Below are 19,010 nucleotides of genomic sequence, written 5' to 3' on the forward strand. Positions count from 1 at the left end.
TCATCTTGCCTCAGCGTCCGCGGTGGCGTCAGCGCGCAGACGCTCCTCGAGAGCGGCGATCACAGCCTGCGGCACCGGGCAGCGAAGAGCCCTCTGAAGCCGCTTGCGGCGTATGGCCTCCCCGAGGCACTCGGTGCTCCGGCAGAGGTAGGCCGAACGGCCGAACCCCTGATCGAGCACCACTCCATCCTCATGATCCCGGATCACCCGCCAGAGGGTGCTCCGGTCAGCGAGCAGGCGGCAGGCCGCACAGCGCCTGAGGACGGGACGGGCCATCACCGGACCTCGCCCTCGCCCTCGCCTTCGACCGGGCCCTCGCCCTCGACCCCCTGGGCGGGAGCAGGCTCCGGCTCGGCTTCCCCGGAGTGCTCCCCGGCGTCCTCCACCGCCGCCATGCTCTCGTCCAGGTACTCCTCCTCGTCCTCAGGCAGGGGGTAAAGCTCGCGCAGCCTGGCGTCCTCCTCGGCCCGTGCAGCCTGCTCGGCGGCCAGTCGAGCCTCCGCTTCCGCCTGAAGCTGTTCCTCCTCCTGACGCTGGGCGATCAGTTCGGCCACGGTGGCGTCCTCACTGGCCTGGTCGTATTCACGAGCGTTCTTGATGTCGATCTTCCAGCCGGTGAGCCGGGCCGCCAGGCGGACGTTCTGACCTTCCCGGCCGATGGCCAGGCTGAGCTGATCCGGCGGCACGAGCACGTGGGCGTGGTGGCCGTCGGGATCCACCAGGCGCACCACCTCCACGCGGGCCGGACTGAGGGAGTTGGCGATGTACTGGCCGGGGTCCGGTGACCAGCGGATCACGTCGATCTTCTCGCCACGAAGTTCATTCACCACCTGCTGGATGCGCGAGCCGCGTGCGCCGATGCAGGCGCCCACCGGATCCACCTCACGCTCGTTGCTGTCGACAGCGACCTTGGTGCGGGGGCCCACGGAACGGGAGGGTGGGTTCGCTTCCCGGGCCACAGCCACGATTCGGACCGAGCCTTCCTGGATTTCGGGCACCTCGTTCTCGAAGAGATACACAACCAGGCCCGCATTGGCCCGCGACACGAAGAGCTGCGGCCCACGCCGCGGCACTTCGGAGACCTCCTTCAGGAACACCTTGAAGGTGGCATTGGCCCGGTAGTTGTCGTTCGGGAGCTGGTCGCGTCGGGGCAGCTCGGCTTCCACCTCCGGCCGGCCCAGACCGGAACTCACCGCCATGATGATCGACTGACGCTCGAAGCGGATGACCCGTGAGGTCAGCACCGGGTCGTCGAGGTCGGCGAACTCCTCCTGGATCATCCGCCTCTGCTGGTCTCGCAGCTTCTGAGCCAGAACCTGTTTGGTGGTCGCAGCGGCCATGCGGCCGAAGTCGTCCTTCTCAGGAGTGACGTCCAGGACAACCGTGTCTCCGACCTGGGCGTCTTCAGCGACCTGCATCACTTCGGCCAGGGCGATCTGGTGGTCCTCGCTTTCAACCTCCTCGACGATGATCTTGCTGGCGAGAACGCGGTAGCCCTCTTCGTCCAGGTCGAGGCCCACATCGAAATTACTGAAGTAATCCTCTTCAAACGGGTCCTCACTGATGCCCAGATAGAGGGTGCGCCGATAGCGCTCGTAGCCCTTGAGCAGCGCCTCGCGCAGGGCCGCTTCCACCACCTGTGGCGGCAGCTTCTTCTCCTCGCTGATGTCGTCGATCAGGTTGGCGAGTCCTGGGAGCAGTACGAGAGCCATGGGTCGTTCGGGCTTGCGCGGGACGCGCGGTGAAGGGTGGAGGGGAGGCTGGCGGTGGTTCCAGCGGGTTCAGGGCTCCTCGTCGCTCTGACGCAGCCGGACCTGGAGGATGGTCTCGCGCGGGATTCGGGTCACCCGGCCGCGGATCGTCAGCAGCAGGTCCGTCTCGGTGCGCTCCAGCAACCGGCCCTCGCGGCTGCGGCTGGCTCCCTCGGCGTCGCGGAGACTCACTTCGACCGGGAACCCCCTGAAACTGCGGAAATCGCGGTCATCCCTGAGCACATCGCCCAGGCCGGGACTGCTGATCTCCAGCACGTAGGCCTCCCGGATCAGTTCGCTGGCCTCGAGCAGCCGGTCGAGAACCGCGCTGAATCCGGCGCAGTCGTCCAGGCTCACATCGGAGCCATCGGCCTGGCGGATCTGGACCTGGATGGTCATCGGCGCGCTGTGGGTGAACAGATGGACGCCACAGACCTGCTTGGCATCGCTGGCTGCGGCGTCCGCCGCCAGGCGCTCCAGATCAGGGATCAGGGGGTGAGGCAAGAGGGCGGACGCACGGAAGGGCGGCCTCCGGCATCTGGGGCGATGTGCCATCTGCGTGGAACCGCCCCTCGCGCTGCTCGGGAACGGATCAGCACAGACATGCCATCCGGCGCATCCAACCTAGGGGATCGCCCTCCAATGCCCCGGACGGTTCAGTTGGCTCACTGCTGGGGCAGGTCCAGCCGAGGAGCTTCAGCGTAGTAATCCGTCTCCTGGACGGCTCCGCGCCGGCCCGGATCCTGGTTGATGCACTGGGCGCACTGCTCCGGCGTCCGCAAGTACTGGCAGACGCGGGCCCAGAGCTTGGCCCGGCTGCCGGGCTCCCCCTGGCTGAACAGCACCTGCTCGCGGCCTCCTGGCAGGGCTTCGATCTCCACCTTGCACAGGCTGCAGCGCTGGCGGTTGGCGGAGGCGGCGGAGACCATGAACGGACCACTCAACACAGCATCAACCTAAGTCGATGCCACCGTCAGAGCGCACGCTCACCCTTCTCCAGCTCAGCGATCCGCATCTGCTCGCCGACGCCCGCGGCCGCTGCCGGGGCCGGGACGCGCTGCTTCAGCTGCATCACGGTCTGGCGGCGGCGCTGCGGCAGTGCGGCTCCCGCCCGGACCTTCTGCTAATCAGCGGTGATCTCTGCCAGGACGAGAGCTGGGGTGGTTACGTGCACCTGCGGGCCCTGCTGGCGGAGTTGCCGTTCCCTGTCGCCGTCACGCCCGGCAACCATGAGCAGAGTTCGCTGCTCCGGGCCGTGCTCGGACGCCGGGCTCTGGTGGCTCCCTCCTGGTGTCGTCTCGGCTCGTGGACTCTGGTGTTGCTGAACAGCCATCAGCCGGGCTGTGCCGGCGGCCGGCTCGGAGATCGGCAGATCCGCTGGCTGACGCACAACCTGACCAACAGTGAGGGACCGGTGCTGCTGGCCCTCCATCACCCACCCGTGCCGATCGGCGATCCAGGGTTCGATGCCATGGGGCTAGCGGATGGAGACCGGCTGATGGATGTCGTCCGGGCCGAGCCGCGGATCCGCGTGGTTGTCTTCGGGCACATTCATCAGCACTGGCGCGGCGCCGATCGCCACGGCCTGAGCTCTGCCCTGCTGGGGTGTCCATCCACCCTTGTGCAGGCCCCGCCGGTTCAGCCCTGTCCGCTCGGCCGGCCCGAATGGCCCGGCGGCCGGTTGCTGCAGCTGTGGCCCGATGGTGGCTGGAGGGACACCCTGCTGCGCTGGCCCGATCCATCTCAGTAGCGTGCTTGCTCAGACTCGTGCCACGGCTGTGCTTCCGATCACCCGCCGGTCCTGGCTGGCCGCCCTCGTCCTTCTGGCCCTGCTGCTCGCCGGCCCGCTGGCGCCTGTGGCCCGCGCGGCCGACGCCGTGCCGGGCCCGGCCCAGCTGACCAACTTCGTTTCGGGTGCGGCGCGGCGCGTGGCACCGGCCGTGGTTCGGATCGACACCGAACGCACGGTGCAGCGTCCCGTCTTCGATCCCGCCCTGCTCGATCCGCTGCTGCGGGATCTGCTGGCGGACCCGGGGGCTCTGGGCCGGGAGCGGGGCCAGGGCTCGGGTTTTGTCATCGATGAGGACGGGCTGATCATCACCAACGCCCACGTGGTCGATCGCGCCGACCAGGTTGCGGTCACCATGGCCAGCGGCGAACAGGTGGATGGCGCGGTTGTCGGTGCCGACCCCGTCACGGACATCGCCCTGGTGCGGATCACGCCCCCTCCGGGGCTTCAGGCGGCTCCACTCGGGGATTCCGATGCTCTCGATGTGGGGGACTGGGCCATCGCCCTCGGAACCCCCTACGGCCTCGAGCGCACGGTGACCCTCGGCATCGTGAGCAGCCTGCATCGCAACATCAGCAGCCTCGGCTTCGCCGACAAGCGTCTCGATCTGATCCAGACCGATGCGGCGATCAATCCCGGCAATTCCGGCGGCCCCCTGGTCAACGCGGCCGGGGAGGTCATCGGCATCAACACCCTGGTTCGTTCCGGCCCGGGCGCCGGCCTGGGCTTCGCCATCCCCATCGCCCTGGCCGAACGGGTCGCCGCCCAGCTGAGCGATGGCCGCGATGTGCTGCACCCCTACCTGGGGGTACAGCTGGTCCCCCTCACGGCCCGACTGGCGCGCGAACACAACCGTGATCCCAACGCCGTGCTGCAGTTGCCGGAACGCGAGGGCGCGCTCGTGCAGAAGGTGATTGCCGGCAGCCCGGCCGAGGACGCCGGCCTCCGCCGTGGTGACCTGGTCGTGGCGGCAGGCGATCGCTCCATCCCCGATCCGGCCGCCCTGCTGGCGCTGGTGGAGGGTGCCGAGCTGCATCGGCCGCTTCCGTTGACGGTGCTGCGTGGCGGACGCCAGCTGCGGCTGAGCGTGACTCCCGAGGCGATGCCCCGCCAGGCCTGAGGCCATCCCCTCCACAGCGCAGGCCCGCTGCTACGGTCGCGCCGCTCTGAGGACGGGATGTGTCGGATCTGCAGGACCGGATGAAGCAAGCCGTGGCGCGTGCGGCGGTTGACCTCATCTCCGATGGCATGGTCGTGGGTCTGGGGTCCGGCTCCACGGCGGCCCACATGATCCGTTTTCTCGCCGAACGTCTGGCGTCCGGCTCGCTGCGCGATGTTCTGGGTGTCACCACCTCGTTTCAGGGTGAGGTGCTGGCCTCCGAGCTCGGGATTCCCCTCAAGGGTCTCAACGCCGTGGACCGGATCGATCTCGCCATCGACGGTGCCGATGAGGTGGACCCCGCCTTCCAGCTGATCAAGGGCGGCGGCGCCTGTCATGTGCAGGAGAAGCTGGTGGCGGCCCGTGCCGATCGCTTCGTGATCGTCGTGGATGCCAGCAAGCTCGTCACCCGTCTGAATCTGTCCTTCCCGCTGCCCGTCGAGGTGCTCTCCGGGGCCTGGCGTCAGGTCCAGGCCACGCTGATGGGGATGGGATGCTCCAGCGCCGACCTGCGGATGGCCACGCGCAAGGCCGGCCCCGTCGTGACCGACCAGGGCAACCTTGTGCTGGATGTGATGGTCGAGGGCGGGATCGGGGATCCCGCTGCCCTGGAGGCCCGCATCAACAACATCCCCGGCGTCCTCGAGAACGGGCTGTTCACCGGCCTGGCCGACCGCGTCCTCGTCGGGGACATCGTCGAAGGGGAGCCTGCCGTGCGCGAGATGGCCCGGCAGGTCTGAGCGGGGGGGCTCCCGCGCTGCGGAGGCCGCCCCGGGGATGCCGCCGGTGTCAGCTCAAACGCTGGCGCACCGACTGGGCGTGGCTGTGCAGCCCCTCGCTCTCGGCCAGGGCGATCACCGCGGCGCCGGTGGCCTCCAGGGCTGCCTGGCTGAACCGGATCAGGCTGGTGTGATTCATGAAGGTCTCCACGCTGAGGGCGCCGGCGAAACGGGCGGTACCGGACGTGGGCAGGGTGTGGTTGGGACCGGCCAGGTAGTCCCCCACCGCTTCCGGAGACCAGGGGCCCATGAAGATCGCTCCGGCATGACGGATGTGGTCGGCCAGCTGTGCGGGCCGTTCCACCAGCAGCTCGAGATGCTCGGGGGCGAACCGATCGCTCAGCTGGGCCGCTGCCTCCAGCGAGGGGCAGTGAGCGATCAGCCCCCAGCGCTGCAGCGACGCCCGGCACACCTCGGCCCGGGGATGGCGTTCCAGCTGCGTGGCCAGAGCGATCGGCACCGCTTCCGCCAGAGAACGGGAGGTGGTGAGCAGGATCGCCGCCGCGAGGGGGTCGTGCTCCGCCTGGGCGAGCAGGTCGGCCGCCACCTGTTCGGGATCGGCGCTCTGGTCCGCGATGATCAGGACCTCGCTGGGACCGGCGAGGGAATCGATCCCCACCTCTCCGTACACCGCCTTCTTGGCCAGGGTGACCCAGAGGTTGCCGGGCCCGCTGATCACGTCGACCCGGTCGATGCTCTCGGTGCCATGAGCCAGCGCGGCGATCGCCTGGGCCCCTCCGACCCTGTAGACCTCATTGATGCCGCAGAGATGGGCGGCCGCCAGGACCGTGGCGTTCACCGAGCCGTCGGCGGAGGGCGGCGTCACCATCACGATCCGCTGGACCCCGGCCACCCTGGCGGGCACGGCGTTCATCAGCACCGTGCTGGGGTAGCTCGCCCGGCCGCCCGGAATGTAGAGGCCGGCATTGCCAACGGGGCGCCAGCGCCTGCCGAGCTCCTCGCCGTGGATGCCGCTCACATGGATGTCGGAGGGCTTCTGGCGCTGGTGGAAATCGGAGATGCGGCGGTGGGCCAGTTCCAGAGCGCTGCGGAGGCCGGGATCACAGCTCTCCCAGGCGTCCAGGATCCGGGCTTCGGGGACCCGGAGCGGCTCGGGCCGGCAGCCATCGAATCGCTCGCTGCACTCGAGAACCGCGGCGTCACCGCGGCGGCGTACAGCCTCGATGATCTGGGCAACGCTGGCTTCCGCCTGGCGTTGATCGTCCGAGCGGGTGCGAGCGGCAATGGCATCCAGCCGGGCACCGGCCTGCCGGGGATCATCGATGCGGGCCATGTCCGGCCCGGGCTGCCCACCGGCATCGGCGCTGGCGGTTGCGGTCCTCTGGGACGGCCGTTCGGTCACGTTCAACGGGTGGGCGGGGCAGGGGTGGACGGGCTGCGCAGCGAGCAGACGGGATGGGCTGACCGGCGACAGGGCCTGATCTAAGATCTCGGATCGACCAGTATCGCCCCGCGGCGACTTCTCTTCAGCCTGTGGCCAATAACCCATCCTCCAAGAAGCGCGTCCTGATCGCGGAGCGCAATCGCCTCCGCAACAAGTCGTACAAGTCAGCGGTCCGCACCCTGATGAAGCGCTGCTTCCAGGCCTGTGAGGCCTACAGCAAGGATCCCGCCGAGTCGGCCAGGCAGCAGGTCAGCACCTCGATGAATGCGGCCTTCAGCAAGATTGACAAGGCCGTGAAGACCGGCGTGCTTCATCGCAACAACGGCGCCCATCAGAAGGCCCGCCTCAGTGCCGCCGTGCGTCAGGCGGTCGAAGCTCCCTCCTCGTGAGCGCAACCGGGGTGCAGGCCTCTCCTGACCTCCGGTTGTCCTCCGGGCCGGCCACCGAGCTGATCGACAGCCACTGTCACCTCGTGTTCCGCACGTTCGACTCCGATCTTGAGTCGGTGATCGAACGCTGGCGGGCCGCCGGTGTGGTGTCCCTTCTGCACGCCTGCGTTGTGCCCGGCGAGATCGAGGGGATTCGCGCCCTGGCCGACCGGATTCCCGAGCTGCGCTATGCCGTCGGGGTCCATCCGCTGGATGTGGAGCACTGGCAGGCGGACACCCAGAGCGTGCTTCGCCGGGCGGCTGAGGCCGATCCACGCGTTGTGGCCATCGGGGAGCTTGGGCTGGATCTGTTCCGGGCTCGCAACCTCGATCAGCAGACGGCGGTGATGGCGGCGCAGCTGGATCTGGCTGTGGACCTCGACCTGCCCGTGATCATTCACTGCCGCGATGCCGCCGAGCCGATGCTGGACCTGCTGCGTGAGCGGGCTGCGCGCGGCTGCTGTCCGCGTGGCGTGATGCACTGCTGGGCGGGTGACACCACTGAGATGGCGGCGTTTCTGGACCTCGGCTTCCACATCAGCTTCAGCGGCATCGTCACCTTCCCCAAGGCTGAGGCCACTCACGACTGTGCCCGGCTTGTTCCGGCTGATCGCTATCTCGTGGAGACCGACTGCCCCTTTCTGGCCCCAGTGCCGCGTCGGGGCAAGCGCAATGAACCCTCGCTGGTGGCCCATGTGGCTGAGCGGGTGGCTGAGCTGAGAGAGGTCTCGCTCGCCACGGTCGCGCAACAGAGCACCGCCAACGCCCGGGCACTGTTCAACCTTCCGTGAAGCGCAGCCTCGTCTTGAGGTAAGATCTTCTATTGGGCTGCCATTGCCATTTCCTCTGGCTGCCTCTTCCGCCTCTGAGCCCCGACTCCGCCAGGCCGCCTTGACCCTGCCTCGATCCCGATGCCTCCGGTGCCTCCGGTGCCATTTCCGCGGCATCTGATCGGAATCCACGCTGCGTTCCACCAGGCCTGTCGCCTGCGTGTCCAGCCAACAGGGTCCTCCTCTCCAATCCTCTTCCTGCCCCAGGTTCCCGCATGAGCAGCGCGATCCAGGTCGCCAAGACCGCCACTTATCTGCCTGATCTGGTGGAGGTGCAGCGGGCCAGCTTCCGCTGGTTTCTCGAGAAGGGGCTGATCGAGGAACTGGAGAGCTTCTCGCCGATCACCGACTACACCGGCAAGCTGGAGCTGCACTTCGTTGGCAGCGAGTACCGCCTCAAGCGGCCGCGTCACGATGTGGAAGAGGCCAAGCGTCGTGATGCGACCTTCGCATCCCAGATGTATGTGACGTGCCGGCTTGTCAACAAGGAAACCGGCGAAATCAAGGAACAGGAGGTGTTCATCGGCGAGCTGCCGTTGATGACGGAACGCGGCACATTCATCATCAACGGCGCTGAACGCGTCATCGTCAATCAGATTGTTCGCAGTCCAGGCGTCTATTTCAAGGAGGAGCAGGATAAGAACGGTCGCAAGACCTTCAACGCCAGCATGATTCCCAACCGGGGTGCATGGCTGAAGTTCGAGACTGATCGCTACGACCTGCTGCATGTCCGGGTGGACAAGACCCGGAAGATCAGTGCGCACGTTCTGATGCGTGCCATCGGGCTCTCGGATAATGATGTGCTCGACAAGCTCCGTCACCCCGAGTACTACACCAAGTCGATCGAGGCGGCCAATGATGAGGGCATCAGCTCTGAAGACCAGGCTCTGCTTGAGCTCTACAAGAAACTGAGGCCGGGTGAGCCCCCGTCAGTCAGCGGTGGCCAGCAACTGCTTCAGAGCCGCTTCTTTGATCCCAAGCGTTACGACCTCGGTCGGGTCGGCCGCTACAAGATCAACAAGAAGCTGCGTCTCACCATTCCCGACACGGTCCGCACCCTCACGGCCGAGGATGTCCTCTCGACGATCGACTACCTGATCAATCTTGAGCTCGATGTCGGTGGCGCCACCCTCGACGACATCGATCACCTCGGCAACCGCCGCGTCCGTTCCGTCGGCGAGCTTCTGCAGAACCAGGTCCGGGTCGGTCTCAACCGACTCGAGCGCATCATCAAGGAGCGAATGACCGTCGGCGAGACCGACTCCCTCACGCCTGCGCAGCTGGTCAACCCCAAGCCCCTGGTCGCCGCGATCAAGGAGTTCTTCGGCTCCAGCCAGCTTAGCCAGTTCATGGACCAGACCAACCCTCTGGCTGAGTTGACGCACAAACGCCGCATCAGTGCCCTGGGCCCGGGAGGCCTGACCCGCGAGCGTGCCGGCTTCGCCGTTCGTGACATTCACCCGTCCCACTACGGCCGGATCTGCCCGATCGAAACACCGGAGGGCCCCAATGCCGGCCTGATCGGTTCGCTGGCCACCCACGCCCGCGTCAACGACTACGGCTTCATCGAAACTCCCTTCTGGAAGGTCGAGAACGGCATCGTTCACAAGGATGGCAATCCCATCTACCTCTCCGCTGATCGCGAGGACGAGTGCAGGGTCGCTCCCGGTGACGTCGCCACCGACGCCGACGGTCGCATCACGGCGGAGCTGATTCCGGTCCGCTACCGGCAGGATTTCGAGAAGGTGCCTCCCGAGCAGGTCGATTACGTGCAGCTCTCACCGGTCCAGGTGATCTCCGTGGCCACCTCCCTGATTCCCTTCCTTGAGCACGACGATGCCAACCGTGCGCTGATGGGTTCGAACATGCAGCGTCAGGCCGTGCCTCTGCTGCGCCCGGAGCGTCCCCTGGTGGGCACCGGCCTTGAGACCCAGGTCGCCCGCGATTCCGGCATGGTTCCGATCACCCGTGTCAACGGGACCGTGACCTTCGTGGATGCCAACACCATCGTCATCGAGGACGAGGATGGGCGGGAGCACCTGCATCTCCTCCAGAAGTACCAACGTTCCAACCAGGACACCTGCCTCAACCAGCGTCCCATCGTTCAGCAGGGGCAGAGCGTGATTGCGGGCCAGGTGCTGGCCGATGGTTCAGCCTGTGAGGGGGGCGAGATCGCCCTGGGGCAGAACGTCCTGATCGCCTACATGCCGTGGGAGGGCTACAACTACGAGGACGCCATCCTTGTCAGCGAGCGTCTGGTTCAGGATGACCTCTATACCTCGGTGCACATCGAGAAGTACGAGATCGAGGCCAGGCAGACCAAGCTGGGCCCCGAGGAGATCACCCGTGAGATCCCCAATGTGGCTGAGGAGACCCTCGGCAACCTCGATGAGATGGGCATCATCCGCATCGGTGCGTTCGTTGAATCCGGCGATATCCTTGTCGGTAAGGTGACACCGAAGGGCGAATCCGACCAGCCGCCCGAGGAGAAACTCCTGCGTGCCATCTTCGGTGAGAAGGCCCGCGATGTCCGCGACAACTCTCTGCGGGTTCCCAGCACGGAACGCGGACGTGTTGTGGACGTGCGCATCTACACCCGCGAGCAGGGTGATGAGCTACCCCCCGGCGCCAACATGGTGGTGCGGGTCTACGTCGCCCAGCGCCGCAAGATCCAGGTCGGCGACAAGATGGCCGGCCGCCACGGCAACAAGGGAATCATCAGTCGCATTCTTCCCCGCGAAGACATGCCCTACCTCCCGGACGGCACGCCGATCGACATCGTGCTCAATCCCCTTGGGGTTCCCAGCCGCATGAACGTCGGCCAGGTGTTCGAGTGCCTGATGGGCTGGGCCTCAGCGAACCTCGGCTGTCGCGTCAAAGTGGTGCCCTTCGACGAGATGCACGGGGCTGAGAAATCCCGTCAGACCGTTGAGGCCTACCTCTCCGAAGCGGCCAGCGAGCCCGGTCGGGAGTGGGTGTATGACCCTGAGAACCCCGGCAAGATCCAGCTGGTGGATGGCCGGACCGGAGAACCGTTCGATCAGCCCGTCACTGTCGGCTATGCCCACATCCTCAAGCTGGTTCACCTGGTGGACGACAAGATCCATGCCCGCTCCACCGGCCCGTACTCCCTCGTGACCCAGCAGCCCCTCGGTGGCAAGGCCCAGCAGGGTGGTCAGCGTCTCGGCGAGATGGAGGTCTGGGCGCTCGAGGCCTATGGAGCGGCCTACACCCTGCAGGAGCTCCTCACGGTGAAGTCAGATGACATGCAGGGCCGAAACGAAGCGCTGAACGCCATCGTCAAGGGCAAGCCGATTCCCAGGCCCGGAACCCCTGAATCGTTCAAGGTGCTGATGCGTGAGCTGCAGTCACTGGGCCTCGATATCGCTGTGTACACCGATGAAGGTGAGGAGGTCGATCTGATGCAGGACGTCAACCCCCGTCGCAGCACACCGAACCGCCCGACCTACGAATCGCTGGGTGTTGCCGACTACGACGATGACTGACTCCGTTCACTGCACCGTTTCCGTGCTGCTCTGAATCCGTTCGCCGTTTCCTGATCTCTCATCGCCATGTCCAACAGCAATCTTCGCTCCGGCAATCACTTCGATTATGTGAAGATCACCCTCGCCTCCCCGGAGCGGGTGATGCAGTGGGGCCAGCGCACCCTCCCGAACGGTCAGGTGGTCGGCGAGGTGACGAAACCGGAGACGATCAACTACCGCACCCTCAAGCCGGAGATGGATGGCCTTTTCTGCGAGAAGATCTTCGGCCCATCCAAGGACTGGGAATGCCACTGCGGCAAGTACAAGCGGGTGCGTCACCGCGGCATCGTCTGTGAGCGCTGTGGCGTTGAGGTGACCGAGAGCCGGGTGCGGCGTCACCGGATGGGCTTCATCAAGCTGGCGGCGCCCGTGTCCCACGTGTGGTACCTCAAGGGCATCCCCAGCTATGTGGCCATCCTGCTCGACATGCCCCTCCGTGATGTGGAGCAGATCGTCTACTTCAACTGCTACACGGTCCTTGATCCCGGCGACCACAAGGATCTCAAGTACAAACAGTTGCTCACGGAGGACGAGTGGCTGGAAATCGAGGATGAGATTTACGCTGAAGACTCCGAAATCGAGAACGAGCCGCGTGTCGGCATCGGAGCCGAGGCCCTCAAGGAGCTGCTCGAGGATCTTGAGCTCGCCCAGATCGCTGAAGAACTGCGTGAGGAGATCAGCGGCAGCCGCGGCCAGAAGCGGGCCAAGCTGATCAAGCGCCTTCGGGTGATCGACAACTTCATCGCCACCGAAGCCCGGCCCGAGTGGATGGTGCTCGACGTGATCCCGGTCATCCCGCCGGACCTGCGCCCCATGGTGCAGCTGGACGGCGGCCGTTTCGCCACCAGTGATCTCAACGACCTCTACCGGCGCGTCATCAACCGCAACAACCGACTGGCCCGCCTGCAGGAGATCCTGGCTCCCGAGATCATCGTCCGCAATGAGAAGCGGATGTTGCAGGAGGCTGTTGATGCCCTGATCGACAACGGTCGCCGGGGACGCACCGTGGTGGGGGCCAACAACCGCCCGCTCAAGTCACTCAGCGACATCATCGAGGGCAAGCAGGGCCGCTTCCGTCAGAACCTCCTCGGCAAGCGTGTCGATTACTCGGGTCGTTCGGTGATCGTGGTGGGTCCGAAGCTGAAGATGCACCAGTGCGGCCTGCCCAAGGAAATGGCCATCGAGCTGTTTCAGCCGTTCGTCATCCACCGCCTGATCAGGCAGAACATCGTCAACAACATCAAGGCGGCCAAGAAGCTCATTCAGAAGGCCGATGATGAGGTGATGCAGGTGTTGCAGGAGGTCATTGATGGGCATCCCATCCTGCTCAACCGTGCTCCGACCCTGCACCGTCTCGGTATTCAGGCCTTCGAGCCCAAGCTCGTCGATGGTCGAGCCATCCAGCTCCATCCCCTGGTCTGCCCCGCCTTCAACGCCGACTTCGACGGCGACCAGATGGCTGTTCACGTGCCTCTGGCGATCGAGGCCCAGACCGAGGCGCGCATGCTGATGCTGGCCAGCAACAACATTCTCTCCCCGGCCACCGGTGAGCCGATCATCACCCCGTCTCAGGACATGGTGCTCGGCGCCTACTACCTCACAGCTCTTCAACGGGAACGGCCTCAGCCTGAGTTCGGCGATCGTGCCGCCACCTTCGCCAGCCTCTCCGACGTTCTCACCGCCTTCGAGGACAAGCGCATCGGCCTGCACGACTGGGTCTGGGTCCGCTTCAACGGCGAGGTTGAAGACGATGCCGACTCCGATGAACCGATCGCGACCGACACACTCAGCGACGGCACGCGCATCGAGCAATGGCCCCTGCGGCGTGACCGGCTCGATGAAGACGGCGCCCTGATCAGCCGCTACCTGCTCACCACCGTCGGGCGCGTCGTGATCAACCACACGATCATGGACGCCGTCGCTGTCGGCTGATCTCCGCACCCGGCTCCGCGTCTGACCGGAGCCTCCCACTCCCCGATTCACTCACTCCTCACACGCCGTCCTCTCCGCGTCCGACATGACCCGTTCCCAGCTGCCCTCCGCCACCGCACCCGGCAGCAACGAGCCTGCTGGTGATCTGAAGCGGCCCACCTTCCGCAACCGGGTCATCGACAAGAAGGGTCTGCGCCAACTGGTGGCCTGGGCCTACAAGCACCATGGCACCGCCGCCACGGCTGCGATGGCCGACCAGCTGAAGGACCTCGGGTTTCACTACGCCACCCAGGCCGCGGTCTCGATCTCAGTCGATGACCTGAAGGTCCCCGACGACAAGAAGCAGCTGCTCAATGAAGCCGAGGAGGAGATCACGGCCACCGAGGAGCGTTATCGCCTCGGTGAGATCACCGAAGTGGAGCGGCACACCAAGGTCATTGACACCTGGACGGAAACCAATGAGCGACTGGTGGGTGCCGTTCGCAAGAACTTCGACGAGAACGATCCGCTCAATTCCGTCTGGATGATGGCCAACTCCGGCGCCCGCGGCAACATGTCACAGGTGCGTCAGCTGGTCGGCATGCGGGGTCTGATGGCCAACCCGCAGGGTGAGATCATCGACCTTCCGATCCGCACCAACTTCCGCGAGGGCCTCACGGTCACCGAGTACGTGATCTCCTCGTATGGGGCGCGCAAGGGTCTGGTGGACACCGCCCTGCGCACCGCTGACTCGGGCTATCTGACCCGCCGCCTGGTCGATGTGGCTCAGGATGTGATCGTCCGTGAGGACGACTGCGGCACCACACGTGGCATCTTCGTCACGGCCGACGAACGGGGCTTCGGCTCCAAGCTGGTGGGCCGTCTCACCGCCGAGCAGGTCACCGGAGCCGACGGGGAGGTTCTGGCGGAGCGGGACACCGAGATCGACCAGCCCCTGTCCTCGCGCTTCGAGTCGGCCGGAGTCAAAACCGTGATGGTGCGCTCGCCGCTGACCTGTGAAGCCGCCCGTTCGGTCTGCCGCAAGTGTTATGGCTGGGCCCTGGCTCACAACCAGCTGGTGGACCTCGGTGAGGCGGTGGGCATCATCGCCGCCCAGTCCATCGGCGAGCCCGGAACCCAGCTCACCATGCGCACCTTCCACACAGGGGGTGTGTCCACCGCGGAAACCGGCGTGGTGCGCTCCACCATCGCCGGCACCGTCCATTTCGGCAGCAAGGCCCGCCTGCGCCCCTACCGCACGCCTCACGGGGTGGAAGCGCAGCAGGCTGAAACGGATTTCACCCTTACGGTGCAACCCAGCGGCAAGGGCAAGAAGCAGAATGTGGACATCACCAATGGCTCGCTGCTCTTCGTCTCCAAGGACGACGAGGTGCCTGCGGACACGATCCTTGCTCAGATCGTCTCGGGCACGGCGGTCAAGAAGAGCGTTGAAAAAGCCACCAAGGATGTGATCTGTGATCGGGCCGGTCAGGTTCGCTATGAAGAGATCATCCAGCCGCGTGAAGTCACCGACCGCCAGGGAAATATCACCCACAAGGCCACCCGTCTCGGCCGCATGTGGGTCCTCAATGGCGATGTCTATAACCTTCCCCCGAACGCTCAGCCCTGTGTTCCCGGGGATGTGGAGGTCAAGGAAGGCGATGTGCTGGCTGAGAGCCGCCTCGTCAGCGAATACGGGGGTGCCGTGCGTCTGCGCGAATCCACCGGCGACTCACGCGAGGTGCAGATCGTCACCACAAGCCTCACGCTGAAGGACTTCAAACTGCTGGAGCAGTCCACCCACTCCGGTGAGATCTGGCATTTGGAGGCCAAGGACGGCACCCGCTATCTGCTCAAGACCCAGCCCGGCAGCAAGATCGGCAACGGCGAGGTGATCGCCGAACTGGCTGACGATCGCTTCCACACCCAGACCGGTGGCTTGGTCAAGTACGCACCTGGACTGGCCATCAAACGGGCGCGCTCGGCCAAGAACGGCTACGAGGTGAACAAGGGCGGCACTCTGCTCTGGATCCCGCAGGAAACCCACGAGATCAACAAGGACATTTCCCTGTTGATGATCGAGGACGGTCAGTGGATCGAGGCCGGCACGGAGGTGGTGAAGGACATCTTCAGCCAGACCGCCGGCATTGTCACCGTCACTCAGAAGAACGACATTCTGCGCGAGATCATCGTCCGTTCCGGTTCGCTGCATCTCTGCAGCGACAGCAAGGTGCTCGATCGCTTCCGCAGCGATGGCGTCCTGGTCAATCCCGGCGAAGCCATCAGTGACGACCTCACGGCGGAGGCCATGGTCTATGTCCAGACCGTGGACACACCCGATGGCGGTGCGCTGCTGCTGCGCCCCGTTGAGGAGTACTCCATCCCCGATGCCGCGAAGCTCCCGGATCTCGCGGTGGTCAAACAACCCAGCGGCCCTCATCTCGGCCTCAAGGCCACCCAGCGGCTGGCCTTCAAGGACGGTGAACTGATCAAGTCCGTCGAGGGCGTTGAGCTGCTCAAGACCCAGCTCATCCTGGAGACCTTCGACACCACACCCCAGATGACCGTGGATGTGGAACGGGTTCCGGATCGGCGTGCCAAGACGATTGAACGCCTGCAGCTGGTGATCCTCGAAACCCTTCTGGTCCGTCGGGATACTCTCTCCGATGCCAGCCACGGGTCCACCCACACCGAGCTCCAGGTGGAAGGAGGCAGCTCCGTCAAGGCCGGAGATGTGATCGCCACCACCCAGATCCTCTGTAAGGAGTCCGGGTTGGTGCAGCTGCCGACACCCGCCGATGGCGAGCCCGTCCGCCGCATGATCGTCGAGCGGGACGATGACACCGCAACGGTGACCATCAGTGGCGAACCCCTGGTGCAGCCCGGCCAGCGCATCGTGGAGGGGGATCTGCTGGCTCCGTCCCAGCCATCCAGCGAGAGCGGTCAGGTGGAGACGGTGAATGGCTCCACCCTCACCATCCGTCTGGCCCGGCCCTTCATGGTGTCTCCGGAGTCTGTCCTGCATGTGCGCGACGGCGATCTCGTTCAGCGGGGCGATCCACTGGCGCTGCTGGTCTTCGAGCGCCAGAAAACCGGTGACATCGTCCAGGGTCTGCCCCGGATCGAGGAGTTGCTCGAAGCCCGCCGTCCGCGGGATGCCGCCGTGCTCTGCCGCAAGCCCGGGACGGTTCAGGTCAAGCAGGGTGAGGACGACGATTCACTCATCGTTCAGGTGATTGAATCGGACGATGCCCTCAGCGACTACCCCATTCTTCTGGGTCGCAATGTGATGGTCAGTGACGGCCAGCAGGTGAGCGCCGGTGAACTGCTCACCGATGGCCCCATCAACCCCCACGACCTGCTCGAGTGCTTCTTTGACGATCTTCGCGGCCGCAAACCGCTTCTCGAGGCGGCGCAGCAGGCCATCGCCCAGCTCCAGAGCGTTCTGGTGAGCGAAGTTCAGAACGTCTACCGCTCGCAGGGAGTCACCATCGATGACAAGCACATCGAGGTGATCGTGCGTCAGATGACCAGCAAGGTGCGTGTGGAGGATGCCGGTGACACCACGCTTCTTCCCGGAGAACTGATGGAACTCCGTCAGGTGGAGCAGGTGAACCAGGCCATGGCCATCACCGGCGGTGCCCCCTCCGAGTTCACGCCCGTGCTGCTCGGCATCACCAAGGCCTCGCTGAACACCGACAGCTTCATCTCGGCCGCCAGCTTCCAGGAAACCACCCGCGTGCTCACCGAGGCGGCCATCGAAGGCAAGAGCGACTGGCTGCGCGGTCTCAAGGAGAACGTGATCATCGGCCGTCTGATCCCTGCCGGCACTGGCTTCAGCGGCTTCGAGGAGGAACTGCGCGCCGAGGCCGGTCCCCACCCCGACATCCTCGATGAGGAGACAGCGGGCTACCGCCGCCCCACCAATCTGCGGCCCGACTACACCGTGGAGACCCCGGCTCCGGCCGAGTCCACCGGTGCCGCCGTTCTCGACGATCCCTCCGAAGAGGACCTGGAGGCGACCCGCTCCCGCCATGGGATCGAGCCCACCGCCGCCAGTTCCTTCGCGGCCTTCGAGCGTCCCTCGGAGGAGAGCGAGTCGGGCACCGCCTCCGCACCCGACCCCACCGCCGTGGAAAACCTTCAGGAGGAGGGGCTGCTGAGTGATGACTGAGCCCATCGCCCTACCGGAACCTCGGGATGTGCCCAGCCGCCGCCTGCCTCGCTTCGGCTTCCACCAGCACACCGAGCGCCTCAACGGCAGGCTCGCCATGCTCGGCTTCATCGCCCTGATCGCTGTGGAGATCCGTCTCGGTCACGGTCTGCTCAGTTGGTGAGCCAGGCTTCCCCGGCCCTCCTCGGCCGCAGCCAGGACGAACTCGAGTGTCTGGCCGAGGATCTCGGCCAGCCCCGCTATCGCGGCCGGCAGCTGCATCAGTGGATCTACACACGCGGCTGCCATGACCTGCAGGAGGTCACGGTGCTTCCTTCGGCCTGGCGTCAGCAACTGGCGGCGGATGGTCTCCGGGTGGGGCGATCCAGCCGGGCCGCCTGCTCTGTGGCCTCCGACGGCACCACCAAGCTTCTGCTCGAGGCCGCGGATGGGGCTCTGATCGAAACCGTCGGCATCCCCACCGATCAGCGCCTGACCGTCTGCGTCTCCAGTCAGGTCGGCTGTGCCATGGGCTGTCGCTTCTGCGCCACCGGCATGGGTGGACTGCAGCGCTCCCTCGATCCGCACGAGATCGTCGACCAGGTGCTCAGCGTGCGCGAGGCCATGGAGCGGCGTCCCTCCCATGTGGTGTTCATGGGCATGGGCGAGCCGCTGCTGAACATGGAGGCCGTGCTGTCGGCCATCGGCACGATCCAGCGGGAGTGCTCCATCGGTCAGCGCCGCATCACGGTGAGCACCGTCGGCGTGCCGGGAACGATCCCCCGTCTGGCGGAGCTGGCCCTGCAGCGTCTCGGACGGGTTCAGTTCACCCTGGCCGTCAGCCTCCATGCGCCGGACCAGGCCCTGAGAGAGCATCTGATCCCCACGGCCGAGGGCTACCCCATCGATGCGCTGCTGGCCGATTGCCGCGCCTACGTGGCCAGCACGGGCCGTCGCGTCAGCTTCGAATACACCCTGCTCGGGGGTGTCAACGACAGCCCCCGCCAGGCGTCGGCCCTGGCCGATCGGCTTCACGGATTCCAGAGCCACGTCAATCTCATCCCCTATAACCCCGTCGCCGGGGCCGGCTTCGATCGCCCCGCCGACGCCGCGGTGAGCCGGTTCCGTCGCGCCCTCGAGCAACGGGGCCTGGCCGTGAGCGTGCGCGCCAGCCGCGGCCTCGATGAGCATGCGGCCTGTGGCCAGCTGCGCCGTCATCAGAGTCCACCCCAGGCCTGAGACGGCCGCTCCCCCTCCCGC

The 19,010-nt window shown here is 65.9% G+C and carries 14 protein-coding genes and 1 pseudogene; 10 read left to right on the top strand and 5 right to left on the bottom strand.

From position 1 onward, the window contains the following. The 4 genes from EVJ50_RS13420 to EVJ50_RS13435 form a co-directional block, all read right to left on the bottom strand. Complete coding sequence (locus EVJ50_RS13420) at positions 1 to 276, bottom strand: YlxR family protein (protein WP_370455518.1); 276 nt, start codon at positions 274 to 276, stop codon at positions 1 to 3. Next, positions 276 to 1,712 (bottom strand): transcription termination factor NusA, encoded by a 1,437-nt coding sequence (gene nusA / locus EVJ50_RS13425; protein WP_150884535.1) that lies wholly within the window; start codon positions 1,710 to 1,712, stop codon positions 276 to 278. Before nusA ends, EVJ50_RS13420 begins: the two co-directional genes overlap by 1 nt. 69 nt (positions 1,713 to 1,781) lie before the next feature. Continuing rightward, complete coding sequence (rimP, locus tag EVJ50_RS13430; RefSeq protein WP_150884536.1) at positions 1,782 to 2,255, bottom strand: ribosome maturation factor RimP; 474 nt, start codon at positions 2,253 to 2,255, stop codon at positions 1,782 to 1,784. A 161-nt stretch (positions 2,256 to 2,416) separates the two neighbouring features. Further along, complete coding sequence (locus EVJ50_RS13435) at positions 2,417 to 2,680, bottom strand: hypothetical protein (protein WP_150884537.1); 264 nt, start codon at positions 2,678 to 2,680, stop codon at positions 2,417 to 2,419. A 35-nt stretch (positions 2,681 to 2,715) separates the two neighbouring features. On the opposite strand from EVJ50_RS13435, the gene EVJ50_RS13440 reads away from it, so the two are divergent. Genes EVJ50_RS13440 through rpiA form a run of 3 tightly spaced genes read left to right on the top strand, consistent with a single transcriptional unit; the run spans position 2,716 to position 5,439 of the window. After that, positions 2,716 to 3,501, top strand: a complete 786-nt coding sequence (locus EVJ50_RS13440) for a metallophosphoesterase (RefSeq protein WP_150884538.1) — start codon at positions 2,716 to 2,718, stop codon at positions 3,499 to 3,501. Positions 3,502 to 3,529: 28 nt separating this feature from the next. After that, the gene (locus tag EVJ50_RS13445) at positions 3,530 to 4,660 is read left to right on the top strand and encodes a trypsin-like peptidase domain-containing protein (protein WP_370455519.1); all 1,131 of its coding nucleotides are present in this window, start codon (positions 3,530 to 3,532) and stop codon (positions 4,658 to 4,660) included. A 59-nt stretch (positions 4,661 to 4,719) separates the two neighbouring features. Continuing rightward, complete coding sequence (gene rpiA, locus EVJ50_RS13450) at positions 4,720 to 5,439, top strand: ribose-5-phosphate isomerase RpiA (protein WP_150884540.1); 720 nt, start codon at positions 4,720 to 4,722, stop codon at positions 5,437 to 5,439. Between the two features lie 49 nt (positions 5,440 to 5,488). On the opposite strand, the gene hisD is transcribed toward rpiA, so the two are convergent. Then, positions 5,489 to 6,772, bottom strand: coding sequence for a histidinol dehydrogenase (hisD, locus tag EVJ50_RS13455; protein ID WP_150885057.1), 1,284 nt, complete (start codon positions 6,770 to 6,772; stop codon positions 5,489 to 5,491). 200 nt (positions 6,773 to 6,972) lie between these two features. Here hisD and rpsT point away from each other — a divergent pair, with 200 nt between their 5' ends. From rpsT to rlmN, 7 genes and pseudogenes are all read left to right on the top strand, one after another. Next, the gene (gene rpsT / locus EVJ50_RS13460; protein WP_150884541.1) at positions 6,973 to 7,272 is read left to right on the top strand and encodes a 30S ribosomal protein S20; all 300 of its coding nucleotides are present in this window, start codon (positions 6,973 to 6,975) and stop codon (positions 7,270 to 7,272) included. 35 nt (positions 7,273 to 7,307) lie between these two features. Then, on the top strand, positions 7,308 to 8,102 hold the full coding sequence (locus EVJ50_RS13465; protein WP_225322958.1) for a TatD family hydrolase: 795 nt from the start codon (positions 7,308 to 7,310) through the stop codon (positions 8,100 to 8,102). A gap of 254 nt (positions 8,103 to 8,356) precedes the next feature. Continuing rightward, on the top strand, positions 8,357 to 11,647 hold the full coding sequence (gene rpoB / locus EVJ50_RS13470) for a DNA-directed RNA polymerase subunit beta (RefSeq protein ID WP_150884542.1): 3,291 nt from the start codon (positions 8,357 to 8,359) through the stop codon (positions 11,645 to 11,647). Positions 11,648 to 11,713: 66 nt separating this feature from the next. Then, a complete protein-coding gene (locus tag EVJ50_RS13475) occupies positions 11,714 to 13,618 on the top strand; it encodes a DNA-directed RNA polymerase subunit gamma (RefSeq protein ID WP_150884543.1) in 1,905 nt (634 codons plus the stop codon). Between the two features lie 154 nt (positions 13,619 to 13,772). After that, positions 13,773 to 17,771, top strand: a pseudogene (locus EVJ50_RS13480) (DNA-directed RNA polymerase subunit beta'); the annotation flags it as partial. Then, the gene (locus EVJ50_RS13485) at positions 17,764 to 17,934 is read left to right on the top strand and encodes a chlorophyll a/b-binding protein (RefSeq protein ID WP_150884545.1); all 171 of its coding nucleotides are present in this window, start codon (positions 17,764 to 17,766) and stop codon (positions 17,932 to 17,934) included. The pseudogene EVJ50_RS13480 and the gene EVJ50_RS13485, both read left to right, overlap by 8 nt. Further along, positions 17,928 to 18,989 (top strand): 23S rRNA (adenine(2503)-C(2))-methyltransferase RlmN, encoded by a 1,062-nt coding sequence (gene rlmN, locus EVJ50_RS13490; RefSeq protein ID WP_370455521.1) that lies wholly within the window; start codon positions 17,928 to 17,930, stop codon positions 18,987 to 18,989. The genes EVJ50_RS13485 and rlmN overlap by 7 nt, the downstream gene beginning before the upstream one ends. Positions 18,990 to 19,010: the final 21 nt, after the last annotated feature.

This window comes from Synechococcus sp. RSCCF101 (genome assembly GCF_008807075.1).
Taxonomy (GTDB): Bacteria; Cyanobacteriota; Cyanobacteriia; order PCC-6307; family Cyanobiaceae; genus RSCCF101.